This window comes from Porticoccus hydrocarbonoclasticus MCTG13d, assembly GCF_000744735.1.
Lineage (GTDB): Bacteria > Pseudomonadota > Gammaproteobacteria > Pseudomonadales > Porticoccaceae > Porticoccus > Porticoccus hydrocarbonoclasticus.
The window spans coordinates 1,368,537-1,383,516 of sequence record NZ_JQMM01000001.1; the positions used below are offsets into that span (position 1 = coordinate 1,368,537).

General features: G+C 58.0%; 11 protein-coding genes. 2 read left to right on the forward strand and 9 right to left on the reverse strand.

Annotated elements, in window-relative coordinates:
• Positions 1–172 precede the first annotated feature (172 nt).
• From U740_RS06520 to U740_RS06550, 7 genes are all read right to left on the reverse strand, one after another.
• Positions 173–709 (reverse strand): response regulator transcription factor, encoded by a 537-nt coding sequence (locus U740_RS06520; protein WP_200877058.1) that lies wholly within the window; start codon positions 707–709, stop codon positions 173–175.
• Positions 702–1,967 carry an ATP-binding protein gene (locus U740_RS06525; protein ID WP_051921258.1) on the reverse strand — a complete coding sequence of 422 codons (1,266 nt, stop codon included), beginning with the start codon at positions 1,965–1,967 and terminating at the stop codon, positions 702–704. The genes U740_RS06520 and U740_RS06525 overlap by 8 nt, the downstream gene beginning before the upstream one ends.
• 26 nt (positions 1,968–1,993) lie before the next feature.
• Entirely contained in the window at positions 1,994–4,069 is a 2,076-nt protein-coding gene (locus tag U740_RS06530) for a TonB-dependent receptor plug domain-containing protein (protein ID WP_051921259.1), read from the reverse strand.
• A gap of 150 nt (positions 4,070–4,219) precedes the next feature.
• Complete coding sequence (locus U740_RS06535) at positions 4,220–4,510, reverse strand: DUF3240 family protein (protein WP_036859839.1); 291 nt, start codon at positions 4,508–4,510, stop codon at positions 4,220–4,222.
• On the reverse strand, positions 4,507–7,623 hold the full coding sequence (locus U740_RS06540) for an efflux RND transporter permease subunit (protein WP_036859841.1): 3,117 nt from the start codon (positions 7,621–7,623) through the stop codon (positions 4,507–4,509). Before U740_RS06540 ends, U740_RS06535 begins: the two co-directional genes overlap by 4 nt.
• Positions 7,623–8,756 (reverse strand): efflux RND transporter periplasmic adaptor subunit, encoded by a 1,134-nt coding sequence (locus tag U740_RS06545; RefSeq protein ID WP_036859842.1) that lies wholly within the window; start codon positions 8,754–8,756, stop codon positions 7,623–7,625. The genes U740_RS06540 and U740_RS06545 overlap by 1 nt, the downstream gene beginning before the upstream one ends.
• Positions 8,753–10,021, reverse strand: a complete 1,269-nt coding sequence (locus tag U740_RS06550) for a TolC family protein (protein WP_036859843.1) — start codon at positions 10,019–10,021, stop codon at positions 8,753–8,755. The genes U740_RS06545 and U740_RS06550 overlap by 4 nt, the downstream gene beginning before the upstream one ends.
• 170 nt (positions 10,022–10,191) lie before the next feature.
• On the opposite strand from U740_RS06550, the gene U740_RS06555 reads away from it, so the two are divergent.
• Positions 10,192–10,863 (forward strand): response regulator transcription factor, encoded by a 672-nt coding sequence (locus U740_RS06555; RefSeq protein WP_036859844.1) that lies wholly within the window; start codon positions 10,192–10,194, stop codon positions 10,861–10,863.
• 45 nt (positions 10,864–10,908) lie between these two features.
• Positions 10,909–12,189, forward strand: coding sequence for a sensor histidine kinase (locus tag U740_RS06560; RefSeq protein ID WP_036859845.1), 1,281 nt, complete (start codon positions 10,909–10,911; stop codon positions 12,187–12,189).
• An 8-nt stretch (positions 12,190–12,197) separates the two neighbouring features.
• Here U740_RS06560 and U740_RS06565 read toward each other — a convergent pair whose 3' ends face one another.
• The gene (locus U740_RS06565; protein WP_036859846.1) at positions 12,198–13,070 is read right to left on the reverse strand and encodes a universal stress protein; all 873 of its coding nucleotides are present in this window, start codon (positions 13,068–13,070) and stop codon (positions 12,198–12,200) included.
• Positions 13,070–14,563, reverse strand: a complete 1,494-nt coding sequence (locus U740_RS06570; protein ID WP_036859847.1) for a SulP family inorganic anion transporter — start codon at positions 14,561–14,563, stop codon at positions 13,070–13,072. Before U740_RS06570 ends, U740_RS06565 begins: the two co-directional genes overlap by 1 nt.
• Positions 14,564–14,980 lie beyond the last annotated feature (417 nt).

Genomic DNA, 14,980 nt, shown 5'->3' on the forward strand with positions numbered 1-14,980 from the left:
TGAAAAAAGGTGGCTTCACCCTGGACGAGCCGGTTTTATTATCAGTTTAGTGTCCGAATAGACAGTTGACCATATTGCGGAGGCCTCGGCAGTGAAAACAGCTTTTACGGGCTATATTGGTTCAGGATTATGGATTGTGCCCAGATAGTCAAAGGCAGACGATAGAGAGTGGCTATTGTTTTACAGGCCGTTTTTGCAGTTTGCGCTGCAGGGTTCGACGGTGCATGCCCAGACGGCGAGCAGTGGCGGAAATATTGCCGTCATTTTCTGCCAGAACCCGCTGGATATGTTCCCACTCAAGACGCTCCACCGAGGGCGGACCTTCGCTGATCCCGGTTGTCTCGGGGGTGGCATCGGTATCGAACGTCGCGAGGATATCCTCCACGGAGGCGGGTTTGCAAAGATAGTTCAGGGCTCCCAGTTTGATGGCCTCCACCGCCGTGGAGATACTGGAATAGCCGGTGAGGATCAGCACCTCGAGTTTGGGGTTGATCCGGATCAGCTGTGGTAGCAGATGAAGTCCTGACTCGGATTCCAGTTTAAGGTCCACCACAGCCCGGCGGGGATTATGTTGCCGGCACAAGTCCAAGGCCTCGGAGGCATTGCCTGCGGTGAGTACCTGATAGCCGCGGCGGGTCATGGCACGCCCGAGAATGCGGGTGAACGTGGCATCATCATCCACAATAAGCAGATAGTGGTTATCAGGCATGGACATCCTGTATTGGCAGAATCACTTTGGCTTCACTGCCGGATTCCCGGCCGGGTTTGATGTCGACGGTGCCGCCGTAGCGTTGCAGTGTGGCCTGGGTCAGAAACAGCCCAAGCCCCATTCCCTCCGGTTTGCTGGAGGTAAAGGCGGTACCGAGTCTGCCCCGCAATTGTGGCACAACACCGTCACCATAATCCTTGATACAGAGTTCAATGTGTTGCCGATCCCAGCGTACCTGTATATCAACCCGATTCGGGCTGGCATCGGCCGCATTATTGAGCAGGCTGGTCAGTGACTGGGCGATGGTCGGGTGCAGGCGAGTGTGAATATCCGGCAGGTTATCCGGATAACGGATGCTGGCCTGTACGCCGGGACGCATCAGCTGCCAGCGTTCGAATAACCTGTCAAAGTAATGGCGCAGGGCAATGTCTTCGCCGCCGTCGGCACTGCCTTCCGCAGTGGCCACCAGCTGTTTCAGGGTAAGCCGACATTGTTCAATCTGTTGCTGCAAGATATTCAGATCGTCGTTTGAACCGGACTGGTCTGCCACCATTTCGTCCACCAGAATTTTCATGGTGTTGAGTGGGGTCCCCAGTTCATGGGCAGTACCCGCAGCCAGTGAACCGATGGCCAGCAGCTGTTCATCCCGCAGCTGATTTTCCCGTTGTATGGTCAGCTGTTCCTCCTGCTGTTTCAGGGTGCGGGCCATACGGGTCACAAAATAGGTAATCAGCCCCGCACTGACTGCGAAGTTAAGCCACATGCCAAGAATATGCAGATTGCTGACGCCGTCGTGATGATGGCCCGGTGCCAGGGCAGGAATGGGTAGGTAAAAGTTCAGCAGCCAGCTGTAGGCCGCCAGTGAAAGTATCGTGATGGCCCAAGTATAGCGCAGTGGCAATGTGGTTGCCGCAATGCTGATGGGCACCAGATAGTAGGAAATAAACGGGTTTGATGCGCCGCCGCTGAAAAACAGCAGAGCAGTAAAAAACAGGATATCCACCAGCAGATGGCAGAAAAATTCCAGTTCGGTAATGACCGGGTAACGGAAGGTGCGCCACCAGGTAGTGGTAATGACAATGGCGTAGAGGGCGAGAATGGCTCCCAGCACCAGTATAGGTAAACCGATATCCCGTATCTGGCTGAAAAAAAGGAGGGCCAGAATCTGGCCCCCAAGAGCGATGTTGCGGATGACGCTCAGCTGGCGCAGGTTTTGCCGCGCTGCCGAGTTTATGAATGAATCAAGGGTGGGAGCCATTACCGGATATTACCAGAATGGTCAGGTTACCAGTGCAGAGTTGCTGCCAGATAAATATTCCGGCCTGCCCCCGGTAACCGCTCTCCCAAAGCTATATCGCTGTCGCCATTGCGGTTGTAGCCGGCGAGGTGATCCTCGTAGCGATTGTCGAACAGGTTTTCCACGCCGCCGGACAGAGTCAGTTGCGGTGTCAGCCGGTAGCTGCCGGACAGATTGAGGATCCCGTAGCCGGCGGTTTTTTCCTCCTGATTAAAGTCGGATACCTTGTTCTGGCTGGCGTAGAGGACCGATTCCAGAGCCAGCATGAGGGCGCGCTGTTCGTAAATCAGAGACAGGCGGTTGTTGAGAGGGGCCACCCGGTAGAGGTTGTCGTCCTCATCCCGGCGTTTGCCGCGGACGTAGCTGAGGTTGCCCTCCAGGCGCAGGGTGGCGGAGATCATATAGCCGTAGCCCATATCAGCGCCGTACATTTTGGCGTCCACATTGTCGAACATCAGTGCCGTGTCACCGCTCATCATGGTACTGAGCATATTGGCGGTGGCATTGTCGGACGGCACGCCCTGGATATAGTCATCAATGCGGCGGTAGAACAGTTGTGGTGTTGCCCAGGCTTTGCCGGTTTGCCAGTCGATACCGACGGTGACCTCGTGGGCGGTTTCCTCGTCCAAGTCCAGATTGCCAATATAGTTGCGACCATCCGCCAGGCCGCCGGTAGCCGCCAGGGGCAACCAGAGGTAGCGTTCCTGATAAGAGGGCGCGCGGTTTTTACGCCCCAATCCCAGGTTCAGGGTGGTACTGTCGGTGAGCGGGCGACTCAGGTTCAGGGCCAGGTCCAGGTAGGTGAAGTCCTCGTCGCGATCACCGTTGTTGAAGGCGCTCGCCAGCATATCGGCGTTCATGGCCATCATGCCCATCATACCGCTGGCGCCGACGGACTCACTGTCCATTTTTACGCGGTTGACCCGCGCCCCGGTCTGTACATGCCATTCGCCGATCTCGCCCTCCCACTCGGTGAAAACACCGTAGGTGTCCCGTTCCGCATCGTTAAAATTGGCCACCTCGAACAGGGCACTGTTGGGGTTAGTGATGGTGGCGGTGTGGACCGTCTCATTGCCGTCAGTACCGACACTCAGGTAGCCACTCGCCACCGGCCAGCGTGCCTGCAGGGACCAGGCGGTGTTGTGGGCCGTGGCGTTGTTGATACGGTACCTGGCCAGCGAGTCGGGGGCGGTTCGCTGAGAATAATTGTCCATTTTGTGATCGACGTGGTTGTAGGAGAGATGTCCGCTGAGGATAACCTCCCCGAGGGTGGTGCTGACATTGGTGCCCACGGTATCGCCGTCGATGTAGTTGATGTCCATGGGCAACGCGGGGGTGCCCGTGTCCCGGGTGTCGAGTTCTCCGGTATAGATTTCGATGCTGCTGTTGTCGTTGCGCCAGCCGTAGCTGAGGTCGTAACGACCGCGGCGGTATTGACTGCCGCCGATCTCGTCATCGTCGCCGACGCGGGTATCATCGCCTTCGTCATGGCTGAACAGTGCCGACAGTTTGTGCTGGTTGTTGGCCAGTGTGGACTTCAGGGCACTACTGGAGCCGTCGCTGACACCGTTGAAACGGCTGGAGAGGGAGCCGGATACATCGAAGTCCTCATCATCGCCGAACTCACCCCGGTCGAGGCTGGCGGTCATGTGTCCACCCAGACTTTCCTGGGCGGCGCTGACCGGCGCGATGCCGCGAATCACCACAAGGGACTTCAACAGCAGTGGCGGCGTGTAGGTGAGCGGCGCGTCCATGGCGTTGGGGCCGCCAGTGAGGGCTGGGGCATGGTCGATGTGGATACTAACCCGGTCACCGAAGAGGCCCCGGTATTGAGCAATTCCCGTCACCGGGCCGTTACTGTTGACGTTGGCCCCGGGGAGCCGTTTCAGCAATGCCGAGGTGTCCACCAGCGGCAGCTCTCCGGGTTCGGTGTCCAGTGTCAGCCGGGTCGTGGGCTGTATACCGGTCACTTCGATTTCTTCGGGGGTGGCGTGATCCGCCAGCGTCGGGGCGGTTAGGGTGCTCAGCAATAGCGTGGCTACAACGGAAATGTCGCGCTTCACGGGGCCGTTCTCCTAGGTTATATCGAGTGGCCAGCATCTTACTGTGGAAGCAACCCTTTGGGGATGTGACAAATTGTCGCACTTGCTGGCCCGTAGCCTTCAATGGCAGGGGTATTGAACCGGAAGTAATGGTCGATTGGAAATTCGCCATTACAGGTGACCGCTGCAGGCCACAGGAAGCTGCCAGTAATGAATGCCTTTGCCGACTTCTTCGGCCAGCCCGGCTATCAGGGCATCCACATACTCTTCCGGCAACAGGATTTCAAACTGCACCCGCTTCCGGCGTCCTCTCACCTGCTCGGCAATGGAGAGACGGCCCTGTTCGCCGTGGCCGTGTACCGGGTAGGAAGTAAAGCCGCCCACTTCTTCCAGCGAAATCAGGTAGTCCACTAGTTCCTCTTCCAGTTCGGGGGTGATATTGAGTACCAGCAGGACGTTCATACAATGTCTCCTGACAGATTGTGGTCAGTGCTGTGAAAATAGCGATAGATCACCGGTAGCAGGAACAGGGTCAACAGGGTGGAGCTGATCAAACCACCGATCACCACAATGGCCAGGGGTTTCTGCAACTCAGAGCCGGGGCCGCTGGCTGCCAATAGAGGCAACAGGCCAAAAGCGCAGGTGCTGGCGGTCATCATGACCGGACGCAGGCGCCGCAGTGCGCCCTGTTTCACCACATCGGCCATGGGCAGCCCCTTCGCTTGCAGGTAATTAAAGTGAGACATCATCACCACGCCGTTCATCACCGCGATACCGAGCAGGGCAATAAAACCCACCGAGGCGGGAACCGACAGGAATTCGCCGGTGAGCCACAGAGCCAACAGGCCGCCGGTGAGGGCGAAGGGGATGTTGGAGAGGATGATGGCGGTTTGTTTCAGGGAACCGAAAGTGATGAACAGCAGCAGGGCGATCAGGCCCAGTGCGACCGGCACCACCAGCGTCAGCCGGGCAGCGGCTCGCTGCTGGTTCTCGAACTGGCCGCCCCAGGCCAGGGAGTAGCTCTGGGGCAGGTCGATATCTGCGGCGATGGCGGCCTTGGCCTCATGGACGAAGCCCACCAGATCGCGACCCTCCACATTGGTGCGCACCACTGCAAAGCGCTGACCGGACTCGCGGGAAACCCCAACCGGTCCTTCGATACGGCGGATATCTGCCAGCTCTGCAAGGGGAATGGTGCCGCCGTCAACCAGGTTGATGCGGCTCCGTTGAAGTTGCATCACGCCGTCCCCTTGGGGTTTGTGATAGCGCAGCATCAATGGCACCCGGGCGGTGTGTTCAATAATGTTGCCCAGGGGCAGTCCCTCTATTTCCGCCCGCAGGCGATTCTGCAGGGCTTCCACGTCAATGCCCAGCATGCCGGCCCGCTGGCGGTTCACGCTCACCTGCAGGTACTGGGCTCCCTCGTTAATGGTGGCAGTGGTATCCACGGCGCCGTCGATGGTCTCTACCCGCGCGGAAATAGCCTGGGTCAATTGGTTTAAAGTGGCCAGATCCGGGCCGAACACCTTGATGGCGATGTCGCCCCGGGAGCCGGTGAGCATCTCCGATACGCGCATGTCGATGGGCTGGGTGAAGCCGTAGTTGATGCCGGGAAAACGATCCAGTACGGTGCGCAGTTTCTGCTCGATTTCCGCCTTGCTGTCGGCCTGCCATTCCGCCACTGGTTTCAGTTGCAGGAACACGTCGGTCTCGTTGAGGCCCATGGGGTCCATGCCAATTTCATCGGAGCCGCTGCGGGAGACGATGCGCTGAATTTCCGGCACATTACTCAGCAGTTCCTTTTCCACCTGTTTGACGATGCGGGTACTGTTTTCCAGGTTGATGGAGGGAATCGATTCCAACTGCACGATGATGTCGCCCTCGTCCATGGTGGGCATGAAGGTTTTGCCCACCAGTGGAAACACCAGCACCGAGATCACCAGCAGTGCCGCGGAACCGCCCACCAGCCAGCGCGGTTTGGCCAGGCTCTTGTCCAGCAGCGGTTCATAGGCGCGCAGCAACTGGCGGCTGAGCCAGGGTTCGCGTTCACCGCCCTTGTTGATCATGAAGGATGCCAGCACCGGGATGGCGGTGAGAGACAGCGCCAGGGATCCCACCAGAGCGAATACGATGGTCAGGGTCACCGGGCCGAACAGTTTGCCCTCCAGCCCCTGCAGGGTCAGCAGTGGCAGAAACACGATGACGATGATGGCGACACCGGAGGTGACCGGCACCGCCACGTCCTTTACTGCCCGGAAAATGATGTGCAGGCGGGGCAGGGGCGTGCCGCCGTTTTTCTGTCGCGCCTGCTGTTGGCCCTCTTGTCGGGATAGTGCCGAGACAATGTTCTCGACAATAACGATGGCGGCGTCCACCAGCATGCCGATGGCAATCACCAGGCCGCCGAGGCTCATCAGGTTGGCGGACATGCCCATGCGGTCCATCATGAAAAAGGTGAACAGCGCTGACAGGGGCAGGATCATCGAGACGGTCACCGCGGCGCGCCAGTTGCCGAGGAACAGCACCAACAGAATCACCACCAGCACCACCGCTTCCAGCAGCGCCAGGCTCACTGTGCCCACCGCTCGCTCAATCAACACGCTGCGGTCGTAGAACACATTGATGGCAGTGCCTTCCGGCAGGCTGGCTTGCAGTTCTGCCAGTTTGTCCTGTACGCCGTCCACTACGTTTCTGGCGTTGGCCCCACTCAGGCCGATTACGAGCCCCTGTACCACTTCTTCCTCGCCATTGGCGGTGACCGAGCCGTAGCGCTCCAGGCTGCCGAGGGAAATGTCGGCAATCTGGCTGAGGGGAATGGACTGGCCGAGGGCGTTGTCGAGGCGAATGGCGGCCAGATCGTCCAGGGACGTGAGGGCGCCTGCTACCCGCACCAGGATGGCCTCCTCTCCCTGATCCAGTCGGCCAGCCCCGTCGTTGCGGTTGTTGGCCCGCAGGGCGGCGACGATATCGGCGTTGGTTACCTGCATTTGAGCCATCGCTGCCCGGCGCGGCGCCACCTCATAGGTTTTGACAAAACCACCCAGCGCGTTCACATCCGCCACGCCGGGCACCGTGCGCAGAGCGGGGCGGATAGTCCAGTCCAGCAGGTAGCGACGCTGTTGCAGGGAGAGATTGTCGTTGTCCACGGTGAACATGAACATGTCACTGAGCGGTGTGCTCATGGGGGCCAGTCCCCCGCTGATATTGCCGGGCAGATCGCTCCAGATATTGTTCAACCGCTCGGTAACCTGCTGGCGGGCCCAGTAGATGTCGGTTCCCTCGGCGAAGTCCAGGGTGATGGCGCTGAGGGCGTATTTGGAAATGGAGCGCAGCACTGTCTGGTCGGGGATGCCGAGCAGTTCCACTTCGATGGGCTGGGTGATCAGTGATTCCACTTCTTCCGGGGTCATGCCCGGCGATTTGATAATCAGTTTTACCTGGGTGGGAGAGATATCCGGAAAAGCATCGATGGGCAGGTTCAGCATGGCTCTGCTGCCGAAACCGATCAGCAACAGGGACAGCAGACTGATCAGCAGCCGCTGGCTGAGGGAAAACTGAATCAGGTGACTCAACATTATTCGGTGCCCCCGAGTCCCAGTTGGATACCTTTCAGCAGGGCGGCGCCCTCTACCACCAGTTCTTCGCCGGGGGAAATGCCTCCAGTGGCCAGGTAGTTATTGCCCATGGGTAACAGAGCGACAGCTCGGGCTTCAATGCCATTTTCACTGCGCACATAAATAGTGGTGGCATTGCCTGAATGGGTTACCGCTGCTGCGGGGACCAACACACCCCGGGCCAGGGGCGGCAGGGTCAGCATCAGGGTCTGGCCCGGCAGTGCGGTCTGTGATTGCTCCAGGGCCGCCATGATATCTACCATCTGGGTGGTGGGGTTTACGGCGGCATTCTTGTATTTGAGGATCGCTGTTCCGTCTGTGTCAGTCAGTTGCAGACGGTCACCTATTTCCAGGCTTGCTGCCAGCACTGCGGGTACAGCGGCTTCGAGCCATAGCTCGGAGTCCGCCCGCAGAGTGGCGACAGGGGTGTCGGCAGGCACCGCCTGTCCGACGTTTAACAGGCGTTCAGTGAGTTTTCCTGCAGCCGGAGACTTGATCGGGTATTCACCGGGTTGCCGTTTGCCGCTGGTCAGTTGGGCCAGTTCTGTGTCAGTAAAACCGGCCCTGGTGAGTTGTTGCAGGTGGGACGCCAGGGTGAATTCCACCTGCTGTAGACGGCGTCGGGTCTGTTGTAGCCGCTGCCTGGCGATGATGCCCTCCTTGAACAGTTCGTTATCACGGTCGAATTCATAGCGAGCCTGTTCCAGGTCGTGGTGGGCTTTTAGCCAGGATTCCTCCACGGCCATCAGGCCCGGACTGCTCAGGGTGGCGATGGGTTGTCCGGCGCTGACAGCATCCCCCGGAACCCGGTGCCAGCGAGTCAGGGTCCCGCTGTAGAGGGCAATGGCCTGGGCGCTGTGCTCGGGAGAATTGATGACCGTGGCGGGTACGCTGTTGCCGTCGCGTAGGTCGGCGCTACGGGCGGGTTGGAATACCAGCTTCATACGGATCACTTCATCCCGGCTCAGGGGGATGGCCTCTGCTTCCTCTGCGTTCATCTTGCCGCCGGTCATCAGTGCCAGGGACAGGGCCAGTGGCAGGGCGAAAGAGAACCGATTGGTGGTCAGTTCCGACGGTTCCTTGGGGGATTTCATGGCAGTACTCCAACGGTTTGGTTGAATTCGGAGACCAGTCGCTGCTGATCCAGCTCGGTCAGTTGGTATCGCAGGCGACTCTCCCGGTACCGCTGCAGGGCTTGAATGGCGGGCAAAATGTCGGTTTCGCCCAGGGAGAAGGCTTTTTTTGCCATCTGCCAGTGCTGGCGATGCAGTGCCTGCTGCTCCCTGCCCAGCTCAAGGGAACGGCGGGTGGATTCCAGCTGGTGCTCTACTTCGTGCAGTTGTTGTTGCAACTGTCGGTGGGCCTGTATGACACGGACTTCCGCTTCCGTGGCGGCAAGGCGCGCGGCACTGCTTTTTGCGGAAATATAGTTGCCACCGCCGAAAGGCATGGTGATGGCGATGCCGAGACTATCGATATCCTCCTCGCCACTGCTACCGCGCTCCCGGCGCATGCCCATGAACAGGGTGGGGTTGCCGGCGCTATCGTGTCGCGCCAGTTGCGCCTGCAGTTGTCGGCTTTTCGCCTGATCCTGCAGGAAGCCCAGCAGAGGGTGCCCGGAGTCGATGGCCTGTCGTTGACTGCGTTCTTCCGAGAAAGCCACTGACGGGCGCCGATGTAGGCCGGTGACTATCTGGTAATTGCGTTGGGCATCCACCAGCGCCGCCTCACTGTCCAGCAACCGCTGCTCAGCCTCCAGCACCAGTCCCCGGCTTTGCATCAGCGCGGATCTGGCGATGCTGCCAGTGTTGTGGAGAGTTTCGCTGATCCTGAGCAGTTCGCGGGTGTCATCCAGTGCCCGGTGAGCCTGGGCAAAGGCGATATCGGTACGACTGAGTTCGTGCAGGCTCTGGCGCACCAGTCCGGCGATTTTCAGCGCCAGGTAATTTCCCCAACTCTTGCTGGCCTGCCGGTACTGGTCTCCCAGGCTGGCATTGTCCCGGCGCTGTCCCCAGCGCCATAGATCCACTTCCACACCGGCCTCCATTTCCCGCATGCCCTGGTTGTCCGCCTGCTGGTCATCCCAGTAACTGGCGGTTGCCCTGGGGCGACTGGCTAGCCAATCGCCGGCAAAATTCTGTTGGGCAGCTGCCTGATCTCGGTAGGCGTCACCCAAGGGTAGTTCCGGAGTCCGCGCCATGGCGGCCCGAAACACCTCGCTGTAGTTGAGGGAGTCGCTGCTTTGCAGGATCGCGTGATCCGGCGATTCTGCTATCAGTCCGATGGGTAAGAGCAACACCGTCAGGCCGAGGTTCAGAGCCAGTTTGTTGCGGAAGGGATGTTGTTTGGAGCGTTTCACGGCCTTGTTATTCCTGTCAGTGAATCTGCCGGGAATGTTAGAGGGACGCTTGTCAAAATTATGTCTATATGAGACCCGATTTTGACAACTTTTTGGCAAAGGGTGGTGGATACTGGCGAGGATAGCCAAACCCGCTATGATGGCGGGAATCGACCTGGGCTGGAGGAACGATGAACATACTGGTGGTAGAAGACAACAGGGATATTGCAGAGAACATTGCCGATTACCTCGAACCCCGGGGGCACAGTCTGGACTTCGCCGCCGACGGCAGACTCGGGCTGCAACTGGCCCTCGACCACGACTTCGATGTGATCGTGCTGGACCTGATGCTGCCGCGCATGGACGGAATGACCGTTTGCCAGAAATTACGTGAGGCGCACCGGGCAACCCCGGTGCTGATGCTGACCGCCCGGGACCAACTCGATGACAAACTGGCGGGGTTTCAATCCGGTGCCGACGACTATCTGGTGAAACCCTTTTCCGTCAAGGAGTTGGAAGCACGGCTCCACGCGCTGATCAAGCGTGTTCACCACTTCGGTGATGGAGCGGTTCTGCAGGTGGCCGATCTGTCCTTCAATCAGCAGACTCTGCAGGCGAGTCGTGCCGGTATGCCGTTGGAGCTCAACCCCACCCAGCGCAAACTGCTGGAACTGCTGATGAAAAGCAGCCCGGCGGTGGTCAAGCGGGACCGGTTGGAGGAATTGATCTGGGGCGATCTGCCCCCAGACAACGACGTGTTGCGTACCCATATCTACAGTCTGCGCAACATCATCGACAGGTCGTTCGAAAAAAAGCTGCTGCACACGGTCCACGGGGTCGGCTACCGCCTGTCGGACACCTGACCGCTTCGCTTTTAATTTCACTCTTGTCGAGCAGGGTATCGTCACATGTACAGGAAAAGCCTCAAGCGCCGTATTATTTTTACCACCGTCATTATCGTCACGGTGGTCAGTACCCTGTTTGCCGGATGCCTGCTGTTGATCAAGCAACGACTTGAGGAAACCACCTTTGGGCGGCTGGTGCACGAGCATCTGGAAATTCTGATCAACGAACCGGCGTCGGCAGAAATATTGTCCCATGCACTGTTCAATGAATGGCGTTTCTACCGGGGTGAGGGTGTGGCCAGGTTACCGGAGTCCATACAGCAACTGCCCCCGGGTTCCTATCACAGCATTAATATTGATGACCGTTTCTACCATCTGCAAATTGAGCAGATTCCCGAGGGGAAGGTCTACCTGACTTACGATGTCACCGAATGGGAGCAGCAAGAGCATGCGTTACTGGCAACCCTGTTTTACGGCCTGGTGGTGGTATTGATCGTGGCTGTGCTGATGGCCAATCGTTCCTCACGGATTATTTTGTCGCCGGTGAAGGCACTGACCGCCCGCCTGACCAATATCGAACCGGGGGACCGAGGGGTGCGCATTGCCGGGGAGTTTCGGGGCAGCGAAATCGGCCAGATCGCCTCGGCATTTGACAACTATTCCGCACGTCTGGATCAGTTTGTGGAGCGGGAGCGATCTTTTACCGCTTCGGCCAGCCACGAACTGCGCACGCCTCTGTCGGTGATGCTGGGGGCGGTGGACGTGCTCGACGCCAATGTGGATTCGCCGGTGGCGGAGCGCGCTCTGGGGCGTATCAGGCGCGCCTGCGGTGAGATGCAGGCCTTTATTGAAGCCACCCTGTTCCTGTCCCGGGAGGGGGGCAGCGGCATCAATCGGGGCGAGCCGGTCAACCTTCCGAGCCTGCTGCAGGAGGTTGTCGAGGACTACCGGGACAGAATTGCCGCAGCGACTATTGAGGTGCAGATCGAGGCACTTTCGCCGATGTTACTGGATGTGCCGGCAGGCATCGTCAAGATTACCCTCAATAATATCCTGCTCAATGCCATTGAGCACAGTGAAGGGGGACGCATTCAGGTGGCGCTGGAGGACAGCCGCCTGACTATCGCCGATACCGGGGCGGGAATACCCGGCGATCAACTGCCCCACGTATTCGATCGCAGCTACACCACCAAGCCTTCGGGCACCGGTATGGGGCTGAATCTGGTAAAGCGCATCTGCGATCGCTTTAACTGGCGGATCGAGATCGACAGCGAGCCGGGAAGGGGGACTACTGTTGTCGTGATTTTCCCCGATAACGACGGTACCGACAGCAGCGTGGCTTGATCAATGGCTCAACGCAGCAACAACAGCGGAATTTTTGAATTGATCAACATCCGCTGGGTCACACTGCCAAACAGCAGTTCACGTATACGGCTCTGGCCGAAGGCGCCCATGACAATCAATTCGATGTTATTTTCCCGACAATATTGTTCGAGTTGTGGCTGAACATTGCCTTGCAGGCTAGTGGAAACCACGTCCAGTCCAGCATTTTTCAAGGTGGCTGCAGCTTCTTCCAATTGTGCCGAGGGAATATCTGCTGAATCGCTGACATGTACGATATGGCAGGTCAGTTCCCGGTAAAGGGGACTGAGGCTCACCATATCCAGTGCCCTGCGGGAGGCCTCGTTGCCGTTATAGGCGATCATGATGCGCTGTGGTGGCTGCTCGAACGGCCGGTTAACCACCAGTACGGGGCGGTGCATGGCTCGAATCAGGCTTTCCAGGTGCGCACCCAATTGTTTCTCCTGATGTTCGTGCTCCTCGCCGCGAACGCCAACCACCAGTACCCGGATTTCCTCTTCCATTTCCACCAAGGTTTCTTCCAGACTGCCGTGGCGCTGCAGGGTCTCCGGCGTGTTGCTGCTCATCGCCATTGCACGTTGGTGGGCACCTTGCAACATCAGCTTGCCCTGCTCCAGCAAAATCTTGCTGCGGCGTTCTTCCATGCTGGTGAGTTCTTCCAGCAATTCTTCTCGGCTGCCGAGACCTATACTTCCGCTGAGATCCATCAGAGGCGGGGTTTCACGGTGCTCGATATTGTGCAATAGCTTCAGTGGTGCGCAGAGCTTTTGGGCTACCCAGGTGGCGTAATCCGTGACAGATTCCTGATAAATGGAGCCATCGATACAGGCCAGAATGGTGCTTCTGTGATTATTGTTATTCATTAATGTCCCCCGAGTACCTTGTCGATTTCTTCAGGCTTGTCAAACACACCAAAGCGGTCGACGATAGTGGATGTAGCGTCATTGAGGCCAATTAACTGCACATCGGCACCATCGCGGCGAAACTTGATCACCACCTTGTCCAGTGCGGATACCGCTGAAATATCCCAGAAGTGGGCGCGGCTCAGGTCAATGATGACCTTGTCCAGCGCTTCCCTGAAATCGAAACAGGCATTGAATTTATCGGCCGAATTGAAAAATACCTGACCCACCACCCGGTAGGTGCGAGTGCCGGTCTGGTCATCCGGTGCCGAGGTCACATACATAAAATGGCTGACTTTGTTGGCGAAAAATAGCGCTGCCAGCAATACCCCGACCAGCACACCATAGGCGAGATTATGGGTGGCCACAACCACCACGACAGTAGCCACCATCACGATATTGGTGGAGATCGGATGTTTCTTCAGGTCGGTAATTGACTGCCAACTGAAAGTGCCGATAGACACCATAATCATCACGGCTACCAGTGCTGCCATGGGAATAAGGGACAGCCATGGGCCGAGAAATACCACCATGATAATCAGAAGCACCCCCGCAGTGAGTGTGGACAAACGGCCACGCCCGCCGGATTTTATATTGATTACCGACTGGCCAATCATTGCGCAGCCCGCCATGCCCCCCATCAGGCCCGCACCGATATTGGCGATGCCCTGGCCCTTGCACTCGCGGTTTTTGTCGCTCGGGGTATCAGTGAGGTCGTCCACAATGGTGGCAGTCATCATCGATTCCAGCAGACCTACCACCGCCAGCGAAACAGCGTAGGGCAGGACGATCATCAGGGTGTCGAGATTGAGAGGGACATCCGGCCAGAGAAAGATCGGCAGCGTATCGGGTAGTTGGCCCATATCACCCACCGTGCGGATATCCAGACCAATCAGCAGGGCGACTCCCGTCAGCACCACAATGCAGATCAGGGGTGAGGGGATCGTCTTGCCGATCACCGGCAGCAGCGGGAACAGGTAGATAATACCGAGACCGGCAGCGGTCATTGCATAAACGTGCCAGGTGACGTTGGTCAGCTCTGGTAATTGCGCCATAAAAATCAAAATAGCCAGCGCATTCACGAATCCCGTCACTACCGAACGCGAGACAAAGCTCATCAGGTTGCCGAGTTTCAGGTAACCGGCTGCAATTTGCAGCACCCCGGTCAACAGCGTTGCCGCCAAAAGATATTGCAGGCCGTGTTCCTTCACCAGTGTCACCATCAGCAGCGCCATGGCCCCGGTGGCGGCTGAGATCATACCGGGCCGACCGCCGACAATCGATATGATCACGGCGATACAGAACGAGGCGTAGAGACCCACCTTGGGATCAACCCCGGCAATAATGGAAAAGGCAATGGCTTCTGGAATCAGAGCCAGGGCAACAACAATCCCGGCCAGCAGATCAGCGCGGATGTTGCCCAGCCATTGTTGGCGGGTGGAATGAAATAACATAACAATAATTCCTGGTGTTTTGTTCGGGGTAGCTCTTTTTCGGGGATAGCTTTTTCCCGAGAGAGGCAAAATGGCTCTACCCACTATCCGGGATGAAAGTTTTCAATAAACAGAGGGGCGATAGTGGTTTACCAACCGCTTGAAAAGCGGAGTGCTCGTATTTCTCTGAGTGAAGTGGGCTAATGTCGCCCCGGGTATAGCGTGTATGGATGACTGATAAGCGCGTAATGTCAGGGTGGCGTGGGTATCTGATTAAAACGCATTGGCTGGCCTGGTTCGAAGCGGGCGCGCATTATAGCTTTCTGTCAGGTATTGGCAATGTTTGTGTTACCTGCTTGCCAGACAGAAAGACGTTAACGGGATCGCCCGGTTTCACCCGGGACCTTGTCAGACAGTACCGGAAGCAGTGGGTCTTTA

Excerpts from the sequence above, each read along its gene's own strand:
- U740_RS06520 (WP_200877058.1), bottom strand. The coding sequence starts at position 709 with ATGCCTGATAACCACTATCTGCTTATTGTGGATGATGATGCCACGTTC.
- U740_RS06525 (WP_051921258.1), bottom strand. The coding sequence starts at position 1,967 with ATGGCTCCCACCCTTGATTCATTCATAAACTCGGCAGCGCGGCAAAAC.
- U740_RS06535 (WP_036859839.1), bottom strand. The coding sequence starts at position 4,510 with ATGAACGTCCTGCTGGTACTCAATATCACCCCCGAACTGGAAGAGGAA.
- U740_RS06540 (WP_036859841.1), bottom strand. The coding sequence starts at position 7,623 with ATGTTGAGTCACCTGATTCAGTTTTCCCTCAGCCAGCGGCTGCTGATC.
- U740_RS06545 (WP_036859842.1), bottom strand. The coding sequence starts at position 8,756 with ATGAAATCCCCCAAGGAACCGTCGGAACTGACCACCAATCGGTTCTCT.
- U740_RS06555 (WP_036859844.1), top strand. The coding sequence starts at position 10,192 with ATGAACATACTGGTGGTAGAAGACAACAGGGATATTGCAGAGAACATT.
- U740_RS06560 (WP_036859845.1), top strand. The coding sequence starts at position 10,909 with ATGTACAGGAAAAGCCTCAAGCGCCGTATTATTTTTACCACCGTCATT.
- U740_RS06565 (WP_036859846.1), bottom strand. The coding sequence starts at position 13,070 with ATGAATAACAATAATCACAGAAGCACCATTCTGGCCTGTATCGATGGC.
- U740_RS06570 (WP_036859847.1), bottom strand. The coding sequence starts at position 14,563 with ATGTTATTTCATTCCACCCGCCAACAATGGCTGGGCAACATCCGCGCT.